The 16346-nt window shown below is 44.3% G+C and carries 13 protein-coding genes; 9 read left to right on the top strand and 4 right to left on the bottom strand.

Annotation, left to right across the window (positions count from 1 at the left end; translation table 11 throughout):
- The first annotated feature begins 297 nt into the window (after nucleotides 1-297).
- The 5 genes from GVN20_RS20540 to GVN20_RS20520 all read left to right on the top strand — a co-directional run bounded on the left by GVN20_RS20540 (nucleotide 298) and on the right by GVN20_RS20520 (nucleotide 7121).
- On the top strand, nucleotides 298-2667 hold the full coding sequence (locus GVN20_RS20540) for a DUF11 domain-containing protein (protein WP_166560154.1): 2370 nt from the start codon (nucleotides 298-300) through the stop codon (nucleotides 2665-2667).
- A 191-nt stretch (nucleotides 2668-2858) separates the two neighbouring features.
- Complete coding sequence (locus GVN20_RS20535) at nucleotides 2859-4016, top strand: AraC family transcriptional regulator (protein WP_166560153.1); 1158 nt, start codon at nucleotides 2859-2861, stop codon at nucleotides 4014-4016.
- Between the two features lie 116 nt (nucleotides 4017-4132).
- Complete coding sequence (locus GVN20_RS20530; protein WP_166560152.1) at nucleotides 4133-5134, top strand: AraC family transcriptional regulator; 1002 nt, start codon at nucleotides 4133-4135, stop codon at nucleotides 5132-5134.
- A gap of 44 nt (nucleotides 5135-5178) precedes the next feature.
- Nucleotides 5179-5616 (top strand): transposase family protein, encoded by a 438-nt coding sequence (locus tag GVN20_RS20525; RefSeq protein ID WP_166560151.1) that lies wholly within the window; start codon nucleotides 5179-5181, stop codon nucleotides 5614-5616.
- A gap of 122 nt (nucleotides 5617-5738) precedes the next feature.
- Nucleotides 5739-7121 (top strand): L-serine ammonia-lyase, encoded by a 1383-nt coding sequence (locus tag GVN20_RS20520; RefSeq protein WP_166560150.1) that lies wholly within the window; start codon nucleotides 5739-5741, stop codon nucleotides 7119-7121.
- Nucleotides 7122-7217: 96 nt separating this feature from the next.
- On the opposite strand, the gene GVN20_RS20515 is transcribed toward GVN20_RS20520, so the two are convergent.
- Nucleotides 7218-8636 (bottom strand): hypothetical protein, encoded by a 1419-nt coding sequence (locus tag GVN20_RS20515; protein ID WP_166560149.1) that lies wholly within the window; start codon nucleotides 8634-8636, stop codon nucleotides 7218-7220.
- Between the two features lie 105 nt (nucleotides 8637-8741).
- Nucleotides 8742-10268 carry a glutamine-hydrolyzing GMP synthase gene (guaA, locus tag GVN20_RS20510; RefSeq protein WP_166560148.1) on the bottom strand — a complete coding sequence of 509 codons (1527 nt, stop codon included), beginning with the start codon at nucleotides 10266-10268 and terminating at the stop codon, nucleotides 8742-8744.
- Between the two features lie 96 nt (nucleotides 10269-10364).
- On the opposite strand from guaA, the gene GVN20_RS20505 reads away from it, so the two are divergent.
- A complete protein-coding gene (locus GVN20_RS20505; protein ID WP_166560147.1) occupies nucleotides 10365-10922 on the top strand; it encodes a Uma2 family endonuclease in 558 nt (185 codons plus the stop codon).
- On the opposite strand, the gene GVN20_RS20500 is transcribed toward GVN20_RS20505, so the two are convergent.
- Entirely contained in the window at nucleotides 10919-11680 is a 762-nt protein-coding gene (locus tag GVN20_RS20500) for a LytTR family DNA-binding domain-containing protein (protein WP_166560146.1), read from the bottom strand. The genes GVN20_RS20505 and GVN20_RS20500 overlap by 4 nt on opposite strands.
- 3 nt (nucleotides 11681-11683) lie before the next feature.
- Nucleotides 11684-13678 carry a histidine kinase gene (locus GVN20_RS20495; protein ID WP_166560145.1) on the bottom strand — a complete coding sequence of 665 codons (1995 nt, stop codon included), beginning with the start codon at nucleotides 13676-13678 and terminating at the stop codon, nucleotides 11684-11686.
- Nucleotides 13679-13951: 273 nt separating this feature from the next.
- Here GVN20_RS20495 and GVN20_RS20490 point away from each other — a divergent pair, with 273 nt between their 5' ends.
- The 3 genes from GVN20_RS20490 to GVN20_RS20480 are packed head-to-tail and all read left to right on the top strand — an operon-like array spanning nucleotide 13952 to nucleotide 16330.
- Nucleotides 13952-15328, top strand: coding sequence for an OmpA family protein (locus tag GVN20_RS20490; RefSeq protein WP_166560144.1), 1377 nt, complete (start codon nucleotides 13952-13954; stop codon nucleotides 15326-15328).
- A gap of 12 nt (nucleotides 15329-15340) precedes the next feature.
- Nucleotides 15341-15604 (top strand): hypothetical protein, encoded by a 264-nt coding sequence (locus tag GVN20_RS20485; RefSeq protein WP_166560143.1) that lies wholly within the window; start codon nucleotides 15341-15343, stop codon nucleotides 15602-15604.
- Nucleotides 15605-15619: 15 nt separating this feature from the next.
- Nucleotides 15620-16330, top strand: coding sequence for a hypothetical protein (locus tag GVN20_RS20480; RefSeq protein ID WP_166560142.1), 711 nt, complete (start codon nucleotides 15620-15622; stop codon nucleotides 16328-16330).
- Nucleotides 16331-16346: the final 16 nt, after the last annotated feature.

Raw genomic sequence — 16346 nt, 5'->3', positions numbered from 1 at the left:
CTCTGCTGGTAGCTTCATTTTTTTTGTTCTTTTGCCTAGAAGGTGTATTTTGATTCTTATCAGTTGTTTTTGATATAACTCCTGATTTTTGGCACGAAAACAATCAAATGCCGCAAAAATACTACAATATCTATTTTTTATCCTTAAACATTCCTGTACGCTTTTTAGCCATTCCTAAAAGTTTCATTCCTTTTTATTTCTTCTAAATCGGCCGAGATATTGATAATAGAGAACATAACAACGAACCCAAATTTTGGTGTCGTTCTTAAATAATCTCTTAAACAAATTCAATTATCTATGGCCACGTTTTACAAAAACTCGCGCTTTGTTGTCATGCTGGCAGGGCTGCTGCTTGCCTTTACAACCGTGTTTGCCCAACAGCAAACCCTCGAAAACAACCAAATTTGTATGGACCCCATCGCTGGTCGTGGGGCGTTTATCAATGCCGTGAATACTGGCTTGTGCGTTGGCTGTACTGCTGCAAGCGGTGCCAACATCATCGATGGCAACTTAACCAACTTTGCTACGTTAACCACGGGAATCAGCTTGCTAGGCTCTGGTTCGGCGGTTTCGGTAAAAGATTCTCTCCAGTATTATCCCTCTGGCAACACCGTTGGTTTTGTGGTGGGAAGTGGCAGTACCCTTTTGGACGTAAATCTCCTCAACAACATCCAAATCAGAACTTACCGCAACGGAACCCTTGTGGAAACGGCCACGTTCAACAGCGGTTCGGGACTTTTGAAGGCAACGGCCTTTGGAGGAACCACGGGTAAGCAAATCCTGAGCTTCACTACAACGGGCGATTTTGACGAAGTGCAACTTTTTGCGGCAAGTGGTCTCTTAGGTTTGCTTTCTTCTTTGGATGTATACTACGCATTTGAAGGGCCTGCTTCTTGCCCACTAGACTGCGTCAATGCATTGGTAGGTGCTGATGCTTCGGGAGTTACTACAGGTTCTACAACGACTGGTCTAGGAGTATGTCTTGGGGGGGGAGTATCCAATCCTAACAACGCAATTGATGCTGATTCGACAAATGCGGCCCAGATAAGTCTGGTAGCTGGGATTAATTGTGCACGTTATTTGCAGGTTGCCTTGGCTAATACAGCCAGTCCTACTCCTGGAGATGTATACGCGGGTTTTGTGGTACAACAGGGGTCGGGTCTTTTGGATGTCAATGTATTGGGTAATATTACCATCACTACTTATTTAGGTAGTAACACAACTCCACTTCAGACAATCTCAGGAGGCTCTTTGCTTACGGCTTCATTATTGGGCGGTACGCGTGTACAACTTGGGTTCAAAGTAACGCAGCCCTTTGATAAAATCAGAATTTCAGGTGGCGGCTTATTATCAGTAGCTTATGATCTAAATGTCTACTATGCCTTTGTGAAAACAGACAGCGATGCCGATGGTATGTTGGATTGTATGGATAAATGCGCTGGAAATGACTTGCTAGACACCGACGGCGACGGTATTCCTAACTTCTGCGACCAAAATATGGCTGACTTGAACGTGTTAAAAACCGTAAACAACGACAGCGTAGCCGCAGGTACCGATGTTACATTTACCGTTACCGTAAATCGCCAGGCTGATTCAACAGGATTTGAGGCACCTACGGGCTTAAAAATCAAAGATTTACTTCCAGTGGGCCTTACCTACGTAAGCCATACGGCACCAACGGGAACTTTTTATGATCCAATCACTGGAATTTGGAATGTGGGTAGTGCGTTGAGCGGAGCTACTACGAGCCTTGCCTTGAGCATTACGGCAAGTGCGGATTCTAGCGGTGTTTTATCAAATATTGCAGAAGTGCTTTCCGTCAATGAAGGTGACCCAGATTCAACCCCAGGCAACGGCACTGCTGGGGCTGGAGATGACGACATTGCGAGTGCTTGCGTATCTGTACCCGTTTTTTTGTGCCCTGGCTCATCCATTTCATTGTCGGCCCCTTCAGGTTCTACTGCTTATCAGTGGTATCGTAATGGTACATTGATTCCTGGAGCTACTGATTCTACTTATGTTGTTACGGAGTCTGGAAGTTATACTTTCACGAGCTCGTCGGTGGGTGTCTGTGTTTCGGGTAACTGTTGCCCAGTGGTTGTTATTTACAGAACATTGGTGGCCAATGCAGGGGCAGATCCCGCTCCAGTTTGCGAAGGTACCACAGTTGAGTTGACTGGAAGCGGCGCTGGCGTAGGAGGAACTTACCTTTGGAGCACAGGAGCCACTACGGCTACTATTTCAGTAACACCAACGACCACCACAACTTACTACTTGACCGTTACTTCGGTAGATGGATGTGTGGATACTGATACCGTAGTAGTGACTGTAAATCCAAAACCTTTGCTTGGCTCAGTAATCGCATTGTGTAACAACGCAGGTACAACCGACAATCCTACTGACGATACCTTCACCTTTACCCTGAACCCTGAAGGTGGTAGCAATACAACGTATACTGTTAGCGGCGCTGTAACAGCTGGTCCGTTCAACTACGGAACGCCTCAAGTTTTTGGACCTTTCCTTGCTAGTTCAGGCAACAGAGTAATTACCATTACGGATGCAAATACATGCTCGACAACCATAACAGTGGTAGCTCCAGTAGGTGGCTGTTCAAACTGTCCTCCAACTCCTGTCTGCGTACCTGTAACGGTGAAAAAGCTTCAATAGCTTAAAGAAGTTGTTTGATACAACAAGAACTGCACTATTTAATTTCTAAGTATAAAATAGCCTTCTATCCCAAGAAGGCTATTTTTTTTATACCAATAAAATTATTTTATTTGTAATATAATCCATAACGTAGTATATATTCGTATATATTGTCGAGCATTGTTTTGTTACAAACATAATCATCCTTACTGATGATTTACAGTTTACATCTTTTGGTCGTTTTTATTAGCTTAATCTGTATGTGCCTGTGTATCAGGACAAACACGGGTGTTCATTTGCGTTATTTGGGTGGTTTGTTCCTGCTTATTTCAATTGCTGAATTTTTACAGTTTACCATACCAGAACAACTTCGGGCATCCTCTTTTTTTTTGGTAGTGCCCGAAACATTGAGGTTGGTCATTCCGGTGATGGTGGTGGGATATGTTCGGGCATCGCTTGGATTCAAGAATCATCTTTATTCTAAGTGGCTTTTGATTCCCGCTTTTTTACATTTAAAGGTGTTTTCTTATTTATACGCAGCGGGTGAGGTCTCGGCTTCCGATTTTACCAATGGGGCATTTCAGATGAGTGCTTCGGTGGCTGTAGGAATTTTCAGTGCCCTGGCTGGATTGTTTCTTTTTCAGTTTTTGTCAAAAAATTATGCCCGTTTGTCCCGTTCTATGCATCCAACCACCTCAATTTGGTTGAAAAGTATCGTTGGGTTCTTATTGTTTCAATCCTTAATGGCATTTTCGGGGGTAGGAATTCGGTCTTTTTGGGGTGAGAATTCAGCTCAGTTTAAGATTTATGAATTGTTTGGGCAAATAAGTCTTCTGATTTGGTGTTTGGGCACGATTTTTTTAATGATAAAATCACCTTTTGTATTGGAGGAGTTTGTGCCCGATGTTCACGTCTCTTATTGGGAGGAGGAGCGCATGTTGGGTCCAGAAACTAAAGTGGATAACCAAAACCATTATGAGCAAATTTCTTCTAAAAAGGAAATACCCGCAGATATACGGATAAAATATATAGAAAAAATTCGGGAAGAATTGGAAGTAAATGAGTTGTTTCTTGATTCTAAGCTGACACTTGGTAGCTTAGCCAAGAAAATAGACATCAGTCCCCACCAACTTTCTTATATCATCAACAGTGAATGGAAAATGAATTTCAATGAGTTTGTTAATTCATATAGGATTAACAAAGCTCAAACACTTTTAAAAGATATTGAATATCAAAGTGCCACCATTTTTGCCATTGGAATAGACTCTGGGTTTAATTCTGAATCATCCTTCTATACAGCATTCAAAAAAGCGACGGGGCATTCCCCAAAACGATACAGAGAGACATTAAAATTGACTTCAGAATTATAATTTAGGAGTGTTTTAGCGAAAAAAGAGCCTTTATTTGTTCGACATAATTTATCTGACCTAAAGAATAGGATAAATTAAGTGGCAAAATTGATTTGTTAAATTCGTATTCCAATTTTATGGAGATCAAATTAAGTCTTAAACCATCTAAGCAATGGATGGCAGAAGTTGCTGAGCAATTTGGCGTAGAGGCAGAATCTCCCACTGAATTTTACCATACAGACGGAAATTCTTTTATTAAATTAGACGCCATGCTTTTTGACAGGGAAGTGTCGGTTTTACTTGGAGAGTTATGTTGGTATAAACCACTGAATACATTAAAGGAGTCGCTTGGTACAAATGATTATTGGACTCTTACGTTTGTACAATCGGAGGATGCGCACACGCATTATTTGTTGGATAACAAAACAAGGCAGAAAACGCAGATGCAAAAATCAATGGTATTGTACAGTTCTAAAATGACGGTAGATACGCATTGGCCCGTTGGGAAACACTCCCGATTTGTGGCAATCAGTTTTCATCGCGATTGGCTGTATGATAAACTTGGCATTAATGCTACTGGTCAGGAAAACTATTCGCCTTTTATCAAATTATTGACTTCTGAGGCAGGAGTTTATTTGCAGGGGGCTTCTTTTTTTGACCAAACAGTGACGCTGGATAAACTTTTTGATGACACCTCTTCATTTACCAGAAGACTAGTGGCTCAGGCTCAATGCTATAAATTAATTGCTGATTTTATCGCTCAAGTAGGCCGTAGTGAGTCTACATTTCAACAAAATAGAATCAATCAACATGATTTGAAGCAAATAGAGGAGATTGAAAGCCGCTACTTTATGGTCAACAAACCACTTCCAAATCTCGAATTTTTGGCAAGTGAGGCAAATATGAGCTTGTCAAAATTTAAGAAATGTTTTAAGCAGGTGTATGGTTTTCCTCCGTATGAGTACCATCTTAATCAAAAATTGGAAGTAGCAAAAAATCAGCTGCTAGAGAATAAATGGACGATTTCGGAGATTGCATCTAACTTGGGATATACCAGCGCGGCTAACTTTGATAAAGCATTTAAGAAAAAGTACATGGTGAGTCCAACTAAAATGTTAAAAAAAAACAATTCAATTTAATATCCACTTCTTTCTACATTAACTAATATTATATGGTTTGGGTAATGATTCAAAGGTTCGAAGACCTTCAAGCTGATGAAAAAAATCTTCGCAGGCTTACAGGATTGAGAAAAAATGAGTTTAAAATGCTCTACAATCCTTTCCATGAAGTATGGCAGTCTTATTTTTCAGAGTATACTTTTGACGGCAGCCCGCGCTTGCGGCGTCAAATTTCTACCCGGAAAAACAGCCTCTTTAGCGATACACAGGATGCATTGCTTTTTGTGCTGATTTATTTAAAGGGTGGGGTGCCTCAGGAACAATTAGCGGCCAGTTTTGGCATGGACCAACCCAAGGTCAGCAAATATCTTTCGCTTACCCAGCGGATACTGCTTAAGGCGATTGAAAAAAATCCCAGCATCATCTCTCGACGCAAGCAAAAGAAATTGTGGGAGGCAATCGCTGCCAGAATGAACAATCAGGTAGCCGAGCCCGCCTATTGATTGAGATAGTGCTCGTTCTGATTTAAGATTATTTAATAAACGCTCAATTTTGTTGCGCGATAGTGTTCAAGAATAGCTATTTTTGAACACTATCGCGCTTTTTTTGCTAAAATAACCCGTTTATGCCTTCCAAAAACGCAATTACTACTTCATTATTTGACCTATTTAAAGTGGGGCCTGGGCCGTCGAGTTCGCATACGATAGGCCCTATGAAGGCGGCGTATCTTTTTTTACAACAACTGATACAACTACCAGCCGAACAGGCGCAACGTGGTAAACTGCTCCAAATCAACCTCTATGGCTCATTGAGTGCCACGGGCAAAGGCCACGGTACCGACCGCGCCATTGTGGGGGGGCTATTGGGCTGGCAACCCCATACTTGCGACCCGAAAGAGCTGACGGGGCTCATGAAAAAGAAAGAAGACACTTACGAAATTCAGTTTCAGGGAATGAAGGTGCCTGTTTCGGAAAGCAGTATTGTTTATCACAAAGGAAAAACTTCATTTCCACACCCCAATACCATGATTTTGAGACTCTTGGATGAAGATGGGCAAACGGTCGTCGAAGGAGAGTTTTATTCCGTAGGTGGAGGGTTTATTCAACAAAAGGGCCATGAACCCGAAGGAACAACGCATCGTTTGCCAGCGTATCCTTATTCAACGATGGAGGAATTGCAGGCGCATTTAGGCGCGGGCAACCTCACCCTATCGCAGCTCATGATTGAAAATGAAAAGGCGTTGACGGGCCTTTCGGAAAAAGAAATTGTTCGGAAAATCGACCAAATTTTGGATTTTATGCACAAAGCCGTCAAGCGGGGAGTACGGGCCAAGGGTATTTTGCCTGGTTCGATTCGTCTTCAGCGAAAAGCGCCTTTGCTTTATGAGCGGGCGAAACAACACGCATCAACGACCGACAGTTTTTTGATTTTTCTGAATTCCTATTGTTTGGCAGCCTCCGAAGAAAATGCGGCGGGCAGTATTGTCGTCACGGCTCCTACTTCGGGGGCGTCGGGGGTTTTTCCGGGGCTTACTTACCTGATGAAATACCACTTTCACTACTCTCCCCAAAAAATGCGTGATGGAATGTTGGCGGCTGGAGCCATTGGATTTTTGGTAAAACACAACGCTAGTATTTCAGGGGCTGAAATGGGCTGTATGGGCGAAATCGGAACGGCCTCGGCCATGGGCGCAGCCATGCTCACGTACGCTGCTGGTGGGAGCATTGAGCAGGTAGAAGCGGCGGCTGAAATAGGCATCGAGCACCACCTCGGCATGACCTGCGACCCCATCGGTGGCTATGTGCAGATTCCGTGCATTGAGCGCAATGCCATGGGGGCGGCCAAGGCCTACAATGCCTACCTTTTGGCCATGACCATCGACCCTGGGATGCAAAAAATCTCTTTCGATAGCGTCATAAAAGTAATGCGAGCCACTGGCCGTGATATGTCCAAGAAATACAAAGAAACTTCAGAAGCGGGCTTGGCCTTGAGCGTGACCGAGTGCTGATTCAGGGGGCAGTTGCAGTCAATTAATGGGAAGCGATGTTAATCTACGGTTGAATAATCCTGAGTTGGAGAGAATTAATTTACTTTTTCTTACTGCCTACTGAACATTAAGTTGATAAATCCCCTTCCACTGGGTAGAATGGTATCGCTTGCCGAGTTCGGGAAGACGCTTAAAGAGGCGTGGCATTAGATTTTCTTTGTCGATGACGTAGGTTGGAGGGTCAGCGGTAAAATTGTCAAAGATACTGATAACACTTTCGTAGCTGTCCAAATTTTCAAAGTCATTGCGAGCCAATTCCCAATTAATATAGGCTGTAGCGGGGTAATTGTCGCGGTATTCTCCTTCGTCTTCCCCGATGACAAGCACTTTCTGCTGACGAATCGAGGCGGGCAACAGGGCACTTTTGATTTTCAGATTATCTAGGCGTGCCGAACTGGTCAGGGTAATGGGGTCGGTGAGGAAAGAGGCCTGATACCGAAAAAACAAAGTAGTCAGAAATACAACCATAAAAAGAACTTCGGCCAGCCAGCGGCGCTTCATCAGCATAAAAAAATTGACGGCAAAAAATGCCACGGGAGGGATGAAAATAATGAATTGCATGGGGGCAATAAACGGCATCAACCCGATAGAAAGTAAAGCGGTAATTACCCACAAACCCATTATTTGCTGGCATCGACCCTGATAATTGATAAAACGAGGATACCCAATGGTTTGAAAAAAGCCTAACCCACCTACCAAAAAAGCGCCCCCCATAGTGCCGATGACCCCCAAAAAATCCTGTAAATTATACCGTCGCGCCTCAAAGGCCGACGTGAGCAGGTTTTGACTTAAATCGTCGAGCGCACCACGAAAGAAGAAGAAAAGTGCCGAAAGTGCAATCGGGAAAATATACCCGAAAAGCGCCAAGGTATGTTGTCTGAAATTAGCCCCTGTGTACAGAAGCATTGAGAAAAAAGCCCACAGTAGAAATAGGCCCATGGGCAAATAAAACAGCGTAGCTACGCTCAGGTAAAAACCCAGTTCAAATACTTCGTCAGTGACTCCTTCACGTTGCATTTGACGGATAAGCGTGCCAAAGGCCAATAAAATAAACGTGGTGGCCATCAATACGGGCGACAATATACTGCAATCAAACGAGACGTTGATAAAAAGCAGGTACAGTACCCCAGGAACGTAATTGCGCTCCGTGAAAAGCTGACGTTGATTGGAGATATAATTGAAGTAAATGGCCTGCAAAAGAATCAGAATATTGGCAATGCTGCGGTGAGCAGCGGGAGAGCGACCAAAAAGCTCGTCGATGCCCCAATAGGCCGCCGCCGAGAGAGGACTGAGATTGTCCCATACGTCGCGGTAAAGCATAAATCCCTGCCCCATTTTTTCACCTACTAGCATCCATTGGAGTTCAGAAACCAACAGGTCAGGGGCATTGATATAAAACGGAAATTGAAACATCACCAAAACGATGATGAGGCTCAAAATCTGATAAGGAGCATTAACTCTGAAAAAACTTAGCATCGCAGTAGGCAGTTTACAGTCTACAGTAGGCAGTTTGCAGTCTACTATAATACACTCATACCTAAGTGCGTGTTTGCAGACTGCCTACTGTGAACTGCTTACTTTTTATTCCCATTCAATCGTAGCGGGAGGTTTTGACGAAATATCATACACCACGCGGTTAACACCTTTAACTCGGTTAATGATTTCGTTGGAAACATCTGCCAAAAAATCGTAAGGTAAGTGTGCCCAGTCGGCAGTCATCCCATCGATCGATGTCACGGCCCGTAGTGCCACTACGCGCTCATACGTGCGCTCATCACCCATTACTCCTACGCTTTGTATAGGAAGCAACATAGCGCCCGCCTGCCATACTTGATCGTATAAGCCGCGGGTTTTGAGACCGTTGATAAATATAGCGTCAACTTCCTGTAAAATGGCCACTTTTTCGGCGGTAATATCACCCAAAATCCGAATAGCAAGCCCCGGACCTGGAAAAGGATGGCGTTTCAAAATGGTTTCTGGAAGCTCTAAAGTACGTCCTACGGCCCTTACTTCGTCTTTAAAAAGCGTATTGAGTGGCTCCACGATTTTTAGCTTCATATAATCGGGCAAACCTCCTACATTGTGGTGTGATTTGATGGTTGCCGAAGGCCCTTTGACCGAAACCGACTCAATCACATCGGGGTAAATGGTGCCTTGACCGAGCCATTTTACATCTTCAATCAAATGGGCTTCTTGGTCAAAAATATCAATGAAGGCCTTACCTATGGCCTTGCGCTTGGCTTCGGGGTCGGTGAGGCCCGCTAGTACGCCATAAAAATGCGCTTTGGCATCTACCCCTTTGATATTCAGCCCCATATCTAAGTAGGAGTGCAGTACGCTTTCGTATTCGTCTTTGCGTAACAGACCGTTATCTACAAAAATACAGTACAGATTTTTGCCAATCGCGTGGTGGACCAACGATGCCGCCACCGTCGAGTCAACACCGCCTGAGAGGGCCATCACCACTTTGTCATTGCCAAGCCGGGCTTTGAGGTCGGCGATGGTACTTTCCACAAACGAGGCCGCTGTCCAATCTTGCGCACAGCCGCAAATGTCTACCACAAAGTTTTTGAGAATATTTTTTCCTTCTACTGAGTGTGTCACTTCGGGGTGGAACTGAATTCCGTAGGTTTGCTCGCCCTCGATATGAAAAGCTGCCACCTTGACGGAGTCGGTTTCGCCGATGATTTTGAACGATTCAGGAACCGAAACGATGGTATCACCATGTGACATCCACACTTGGGTAATCGGGGAGACCGTATCCAACAGCGCTGAATGTGAATGGTGCGTGAGCATGGCCCGGCCATACTCGCGGTGTTTTGAGGCTTTGACTTCGCCGCCCAGCGTGTGGGCGAGCAGTTGCGCTCCGTAGCACACCCCCAATAAGGGTACTTTGCCCCTGAATAAGCTCATATCTACCCGTGGCGAGCCTTCGTCTCGCACAGAATAGGGGCTTCCCGAAAGGATAACTCCCTTAATATCAGGCGTAATTTCGGGGATTTTATTGAAGGGATGGATTTCGCAGTAAATATTAAGTTCGCGGACGCGTCGAGCGATGAGTTGGGTAAATTGCGAACCGAAATCAAGAATCAGAATTTGTTCGGACATAGACGTGTTTCTAAGGTGCAAAGGTAAAAAAAAGGATGTACAATGCCTTATGGGTTGAAATTTCTTTGTCTTTTCGCTTAAAATAGATCCGTTATAGTGCCTGCAATCTCATCTTTTTTTACCGCTGATGAATACCTCGCCTTCGAACGAGCAAGTCAGCATCGGCATGAATTTATTTACAATACCCTCATTGAAAGGGCTGGAGCTACCAAAATTCACAATTACATTACTATAGCGTTATTCGGTTTACTTTATAATCTACTGAGAGGAACTGATTTTGAAGTCTTAGGCAGTGATATGCGCGTTTTTAATCCTCAGAACGGTAGCTATTTTTACCCAGATATTATGATAAGCGACGGCGAAGCAAAAACAATAGAAAATGATAATCTGATTAATCCGGTTTTGGTGATTGAAGTGGCTTCGCCTTCCACGGCGGTGTTTGACAAAACCGATAAATTCATTGCGTATCGCAGCATTGAAACACTGAAAGAATATGTACTGATCTCTACAGAACTGCCTCAAATGGAAGTGTTTCGCAAAAATGACAAAGGGGAATGGAGCGTAGAAACCGTGCATGGATTAGACAAAACGGCCCAATTTCAGTCGGTTGATGTATCAGTTTTACTGAAAGATGTTTTTGAAAAAGTATTTTAAACTCCGCCCCTGCCCGGCACATTAAACTGCTCCACCAGCCAATCGCGCTTTTGCTTCGTAACGGGCACCTGAGCCCCGTCAGACATCAACAGATAGCCGCCTTCCTGTTTCACGATTTTTCGTAAAAAATGCGGATTGATGAGGTGTGAATGATGCACCCGCACAAACCCGTTGGGCTCCAATGCCTGTTCGATTTCTTTGAGCGTACGACAAATAACGAGTTTTCGACCGTCGGTCAGGTGAAAGTGCGTGTAGCTTGTGTCGGCCATGCAGCGTACAATCTGACTTATTTCGATGATTTCGTGGCCTTCGTTGGTCGGAAGCGCCATGCGCTGTGGCGGTGTCTTGGGGGCTAAATGTTCGTGAAAGGTTTGTATTTGAGGGATTTGTAACTGCTTGATTTTCTTCTGTTGCCAGCTGACAAGCGCATCTTTCAGTTCACTTTCTTCGATGGGTTTGAGCAGATAATTCAACGCGCTGACTCGAAATGCCCGCAGGGCGTATTGGTCGTAAGCCGTGGTGAAAATAACGTCAAAGTGAAATTCATCAAACTGTTGTAACAAATCAAAGCCATTGAGGCGTGGCATTTCAATGTCCAAAAACAAAATGTCAAATGACGTAACGCGCATAAACTCCACTGCCGCTTCGGGTTGGTTAAACTTCGCCAAAATCTGTACGCCCATATTGAGGCGTTTGAGTTTCATTTCCAGCACTTCGGTGGCGGGTTTTTCGTCGTCAATTAAAATGGCGCGTATCATGGCTTAGGTTTCATTAGTAGGTTCATCCAATAAATTGTATACAATTCGAACCAACGTTCCCGTTTCTTTTTCGCGCTGTAAATCATTGATTTCGATGGAAAGTTGATTCGGATAATTTCGGTTAAAGAGCGCAATGCGCTGCTGCGTAATGTCCATACCGTACGATTTTCGTTTTACTGAGGAGCGGCTCCGCATCTCCGCCGATTTTTTTCGGCCAATTCCGTTGTCTTCGATTTCAAACTCAACCCGATGCCCATCGACCAGTCGAACGCGTATTTGTAAATTTTTAGTGGGTTTATCAGAAGGCATTAGGCCGTGCCAGATGGCATTCTCGACAAACGGTTGCAATAACAACGGCGGTATGATGAGGCGTTGGGTATCAACGGTTTCGGCTACTTCGATGGAATACGTAAAGCCCTCGCCCAAGCGCGTAGCTTCAATGTCTAGATAATACCGCAGTGCGGTCAGTTCTTCTTCCAATAAAATAGATTCTTCACGCGAGTGGTTGAGAATCATCCGCAATAATTTGGAAAATTTGGCCAAGTAGCTCGTCGCTTTATGTTCGTCGTTGGATAAAATCAAATATTCCAAGGAATTGAGGCTATTGAACAAAAAATGCGGATTCATTTGGCTGCGCAAGGCCAGCATTTCGGTTTCGGCCATGCGCTTTTCATAAAATGATTTATGCTGAAGTTCTTCATAATAAGCTAGTTGGCTTTCGGTTTTTTCTTTTTCCAACAAACGGTAACGGTGAGCAAGGGCCAACGAAAGTACGATGATTTCGGCCACCACGGCAAACGACAGCGTTAATAAATCATCCACATTAGCGGGAAGTTTGACGCCTTTCAGAATCACTTCTCCTGCCCTTAGCCATGCTAATACTCCAAACAATCCCAACATAGAGTTGGCCCAAATCACGTACGGAACCATCGGCGAGCGCACACTTCGACTCATCCAAATCAGCGTAAAGATATAAATCGGTAAAGCAATGAACCGACCACCCCAAAACGAAAATTGCTGGAAGCCACCGTCGTTTGTCAATAACATAACTGTGATGTAGACAAACCCATAGCCCGTCAGCAAAAGCGCCAAGCGGCGAAACCACCGCTGCATGAGTGGATGGGTTTTGGCGAGGTCGAGTAGTTCGGTCATAAATAACAAATACGCCCCGATGCCCCACCATAGAAGCGATTCCATCAGATGACTTTTGAGCAGGGGCCATTGGCCAAGGCTGTGACCAATTGGCGTATAGGCGCGGGTTTTGAGCAACGAAAACAAAAAACCGCACAAGATATAGGCCCAATAATAGGCGTAAATTCGTTGGCGATATTTGAGATACAACAATCCTACAAACAACACAGCAAGCGCCAACGCGCCCTGAATCCAGCTTCGGTATTGAAATTCGGGCATATTGCGGCGGTATTCATGTAGGGTCTTTTTCAGGTAAAAGGACTCTTTTTCGAGCTGTAAGCGAAACGAAGGCTTCTGGGATTGGGTGCCCGTCCAAAAAGGCAAAATACCAGTATAGTTAGAAAGTTGAGCCAGTAGGTCAAAGGTCGCGCCCTTGGGGAAAATCACGGGAATGTAGCGGTCGTCTTCGGGAAGCGCCCATTGGGAGGAAGGCGTCATGTAGCCACTCCTATGCGCGCTTATTTGGCCATTGTAGGCTACGTAAAAAACAACGATTTGGTTGGCTGAATGTACATTGATATAGATGGTTTGGGCAGTATCGGTATCGTTATGGACCCGAAAATGCAGCCAATGGATTTGGTCGGTGTAGGTGGGGGATTGGGGCGTGAGGCGTTGCCAGTTGGAAAACTGATTGGTAAAAAATTGCGATGAAATTTGTCGTTTTTCGTGCAGGGGAGTAGTGGTAAACACGGCCTTTTCAAAGAGCATTCGATGCTCTTTGAATTCACTCAAACGTAGGGTGTCGGGTTGGGCTTTGGCATAAAACGCAATCAAAATGCCAACCAGAAATAAAAGGCGGCCAACCATTAGCAGGCGGTGTTTTAGTTTTTTTCAAAGAAAACAAATTTTTTGTCAATTCTGGCGCTTCATCTGACGGCTTGGGCATTTGAGTGTATCAAAAACGAATCTGACTTTATAGGCTTGTCTTTGCGGTTTCAGCGGTAGGTTATTGACTCAAATCACCGCTTCATTGACCCAAATCCCGCATGGGTGAAATGAAGCGCCCATGTTTTGGTTAAAAGTGGCAAGTTTGGACGTTTAAATTAAGTCATTTTTACTTATTCAACGGTCAAAATAAAGATGATTACTAACGCACTCCACCACTTCTATTTTAAGTGTATCTGCTTCACCATCATGGTTGCGATTTTCTTTGATGCTTCTGCTTTTGCCCAAATACGGGTCGAAAACCCCAAACGCACCACCGAACGCAGCGTTGAAGGCCGCGTCAATAGCCGCATTGACCAAGGTATCAACAAAGGATTGGATAAGGTGGAAGAAGGAATCGGCAATATTTTTAAAAAGAAAGACAAGAAACAGAAATCAGAATCTGGAAATGAGGAGCGGGAGAACAGCGAAAACCAGCAGGAGGCGTCGGAGGGAAATCAAACTTCAACAAACAGCTCAAAATCGAATATACCCCTTTCAAAGACAACCGAACCCAAAAACCTAAAAGCCTATTCTAAATTTGATTTTGTAGCGGGCGAAAAAGTCGTCGCCATCGAAGATTTTAGTCAGGATGCCGTGGGTGATTTTCCCGCCAAGTGGAATACCAACGCCAGCGGTGAAGTGGTAACGCTTGACGGTCAAAGCGCCAAATTTTTACAATTTGCCAATAATGGTATTTTCTATCCCGAATTCGTCAAAGAGCTTCCCGAAAACTTCACAATAGAGTTTGATATGGTGGTATCAGAAGATATGAGCACCAACATGACGGGGCTGAAAGTGGTTTTTCCCGAAATAAAAGAACGCAAGTTGACCTTCGACCAGGATTTTGGTACCGTACCTCAGGCAGGCGTTGATATTCATCCTACTTCAACGCAGGAAGGAGGCAGCACCAGCGTATGGGTGTTTGACAAAACCAACGAGAAAATTTTAGAAAATACCAATCCACTTGCGTGGAAAGCCAATGAAGTCAACCGAGTTTCAATTTGGAAACAAAAGACGCGCTTGCGGATTTACGTCAACGAAAACAAGATTTGGGATATTCCGAAAGCATTTGATAATACGCTCAAATACTCAATGCTTTTTGCTACCCATATTTTTGAAGGTACGGCCTACTTAGCCAACCTCCGCGTGGCCGTCGGTACGCCCGACACCCGCTCCAAGCTCATCACCGAAGGCAAATTCAGTACCACGGGTATTTTGTTTGATATCAATTCCGACAAAATAAAGCCTGAATCGTACGGCGTTTTGAAGGAACTGGGCACGGTATTGAAAGAAAACGCGACGGTGAAAGTGCGTATCATCGGTCATACCGATTCCGACGGTGAGGAGGCCAAAAACCTCGATTTGTCGAAACGCCGTGCGGCCTCTGTTAAAAATGCACTTCAATCAGAATTTGGCATTGAAGCTACCCGTATGGAAACCGACGGCAAGGGCGAAAGCCAGCCAGCCGCGCCCAACACAACATCAGAAGGAAAAGCCAATAACCGTCGCGTAGAATTTATTAAACTTTAAACAATGAGTGTTATGAAAAAAATAATCGTTTTCGTTTGCCTTTTGGCCACGCTCTCGTGCCGAAAAAGCAACGTATTGGACCCCGCCCAGAATTGCGGCAAAGAATTGGAGCAATACACAACAGCCCTTGAAGAATTTTCAAAAGACCCCACCAACAAAGCCAAGTGCGAAGCGGTAAAAAAATCGCTGACTGGTATCATTAACTCTTGCAGTATTTATACGGCTGCCCAACGAAAAATTTACGAAGATCAGCTCAAAGACACTACCTGCGATTAATGCTTTTCAAGAATAATGATGAAAAACCAAGAGACTGTTTTTAAACCAAAAATGATGCTTGTGCTGTTTTTTGCCTTTTTTTCGAAGGTGTGCATCGCCCAAGTGACGTTGGCCTATTGTACGCTCAACGGAGGCTGTAAGTTTTATCAGACGCCGTTGAGTTATAAGCAAGTAGATCTCATGATGAACTATCTCGGGGTCTTTGAAGAAAAAAAAGGAATCGTTGTGTTTTTTAAAAATAAATCGGGTGAAAATATATACTACGCTGATAATAAACGCTCCGTGAGGGAGTTGCACACTTATTTTGGCGGGAAAGGAGAGCCATTCATTGCGAAAGGCGCGGTCTCGTCTCCGTTTGGAGATGCAACCATTCAACCCAACGACGGCGATTGGAAGGTGAGTGCCAAGCCCCCTGTTGTGAAGAATTGCCCTGCAGGCCTAGACGAACAAGCGAGCAAGTTAAACCTTGTCAAAAGCGGCAAAAAAGTGTTCAAAAGGCCTTTTCAAATGCAAGAATTGCTTCCGCCGGGCTCGGTTGGACTAAATACGGAGCCAAATGCGTACCGTGGATTGATTCTTGTAGAAAACCAGCCGACTTTTAAAACCATTTATGAGGTTAAAGTCAAAAATCCGAACTTCATGGAAGGGGAATTAAATTATTCGATTGCTATCCCTAGCCAGCCTACATGTATTGTTAAAATAGACTTTACTTATACCCGGCAATAGGTTGATATTGATAGGG

Source organism: Runella sp. CRIBMP, from assembly GCF_009905605.1.
Classification (GTDB): Bacteria; Bacteroidota; Bacteroidia; order Cytophagales; family Spirosomataceae; genus Runella.
This window is presented reverse-complemented; position numbering and strand designations above follow the sequence as displayed.

What these genes read in the sequence shown, in the direction of transcription:
- GVN20_RS20515 (WP_166560149.1), bottom strand. Translation starts at nt 8,636, where the DNA reads ATGCTAAGTTTTTTCAGAGTTAATGCTCCTTATCAGATTTTGAGCCTC.
- GVN20_RS20535 (WP_166560153.1), top strand. Translation starts at nt 2,859, where the DNA reads ATGATTTACAGTTTACATCTTTTGGTCGTTTTTATTAGCTTAATCTGT.
- GVN20_RS20500 (WP_166560146.1), bottom strand. Translation starts at nt 11,680, where the DNA reads ATGATACGCGCCATTTTAATTGACGACGAAAAACCCGCCACCGAAGTG.
- GVN20_RS20490 (WP_166560144.1), top strand. Translation starts at nt 13,952, where the DNA reads ATGATTACTAACGCACTCCACCACTTCTATTTTAAGTGTATCTGCTTC.
- GVN20_RS20480 (WP_166560142.1), top strand. Translation starts at nt 15,620, where the DNA reads ATGATGAAAAACCAAGAGACTGTTTTTAAACCAAAAATGATGCTTGTG.
- guaA (WP_166560148.1), bottom strand. Translation starts at nt 10,268, where the DNA reads ATGTCCGAACAAATTCTGATTCTTGATTTCGGTTCGCAATTTACCCAA.
- GVN20_RS20495 (WP_166560145.1), bottom strand. Translation starts at nt 13,678, where the DNA reads ATGGTTGGCCGCCTTTTATTTCTGGTTGGCATTTTGATTGCGTTTTAT.
- GVN20_RS20485 (WP_166560143.1), top strand. Translation starts at nt 15,341, where the DNA reads ATGAAAAAAATAATCGTTTTCGTTTGCCTTTTGGCCACGCTCTCGTGC.
- GVN20_RS20525 (WP_166560151.1), top strand. Translation starts at nt 5,179, where the DNA reads ATGATTCAAAGGTTCGAAGACCTTCAAGCTGATGAAAAAAATCTTCGC.
- GVN20_RS20530 (WP_166560152.1), top strand. Translation starts at nt 4,133, where the DNA reads ATGGAGATCAAATTAAGTCTTAAACCATCTAAGCAATGGATGGCAGAA.
- GVN20_RS20520 (WP_166560150.1), top strand. Translation starts at nt 5,739, where the DNA reads ATGCCTTCCAAAAACGCAATTACTACTTCATTATTTGACCTATTTAAA.
- GVN20_RS20540 (WP_166560154.1), top strand. Translation starts at nt 298, where the DNA reads ATGGCCACGTTTTACAAAAACTCGCGCTTTGTTGTCATGCTGGCAGGG.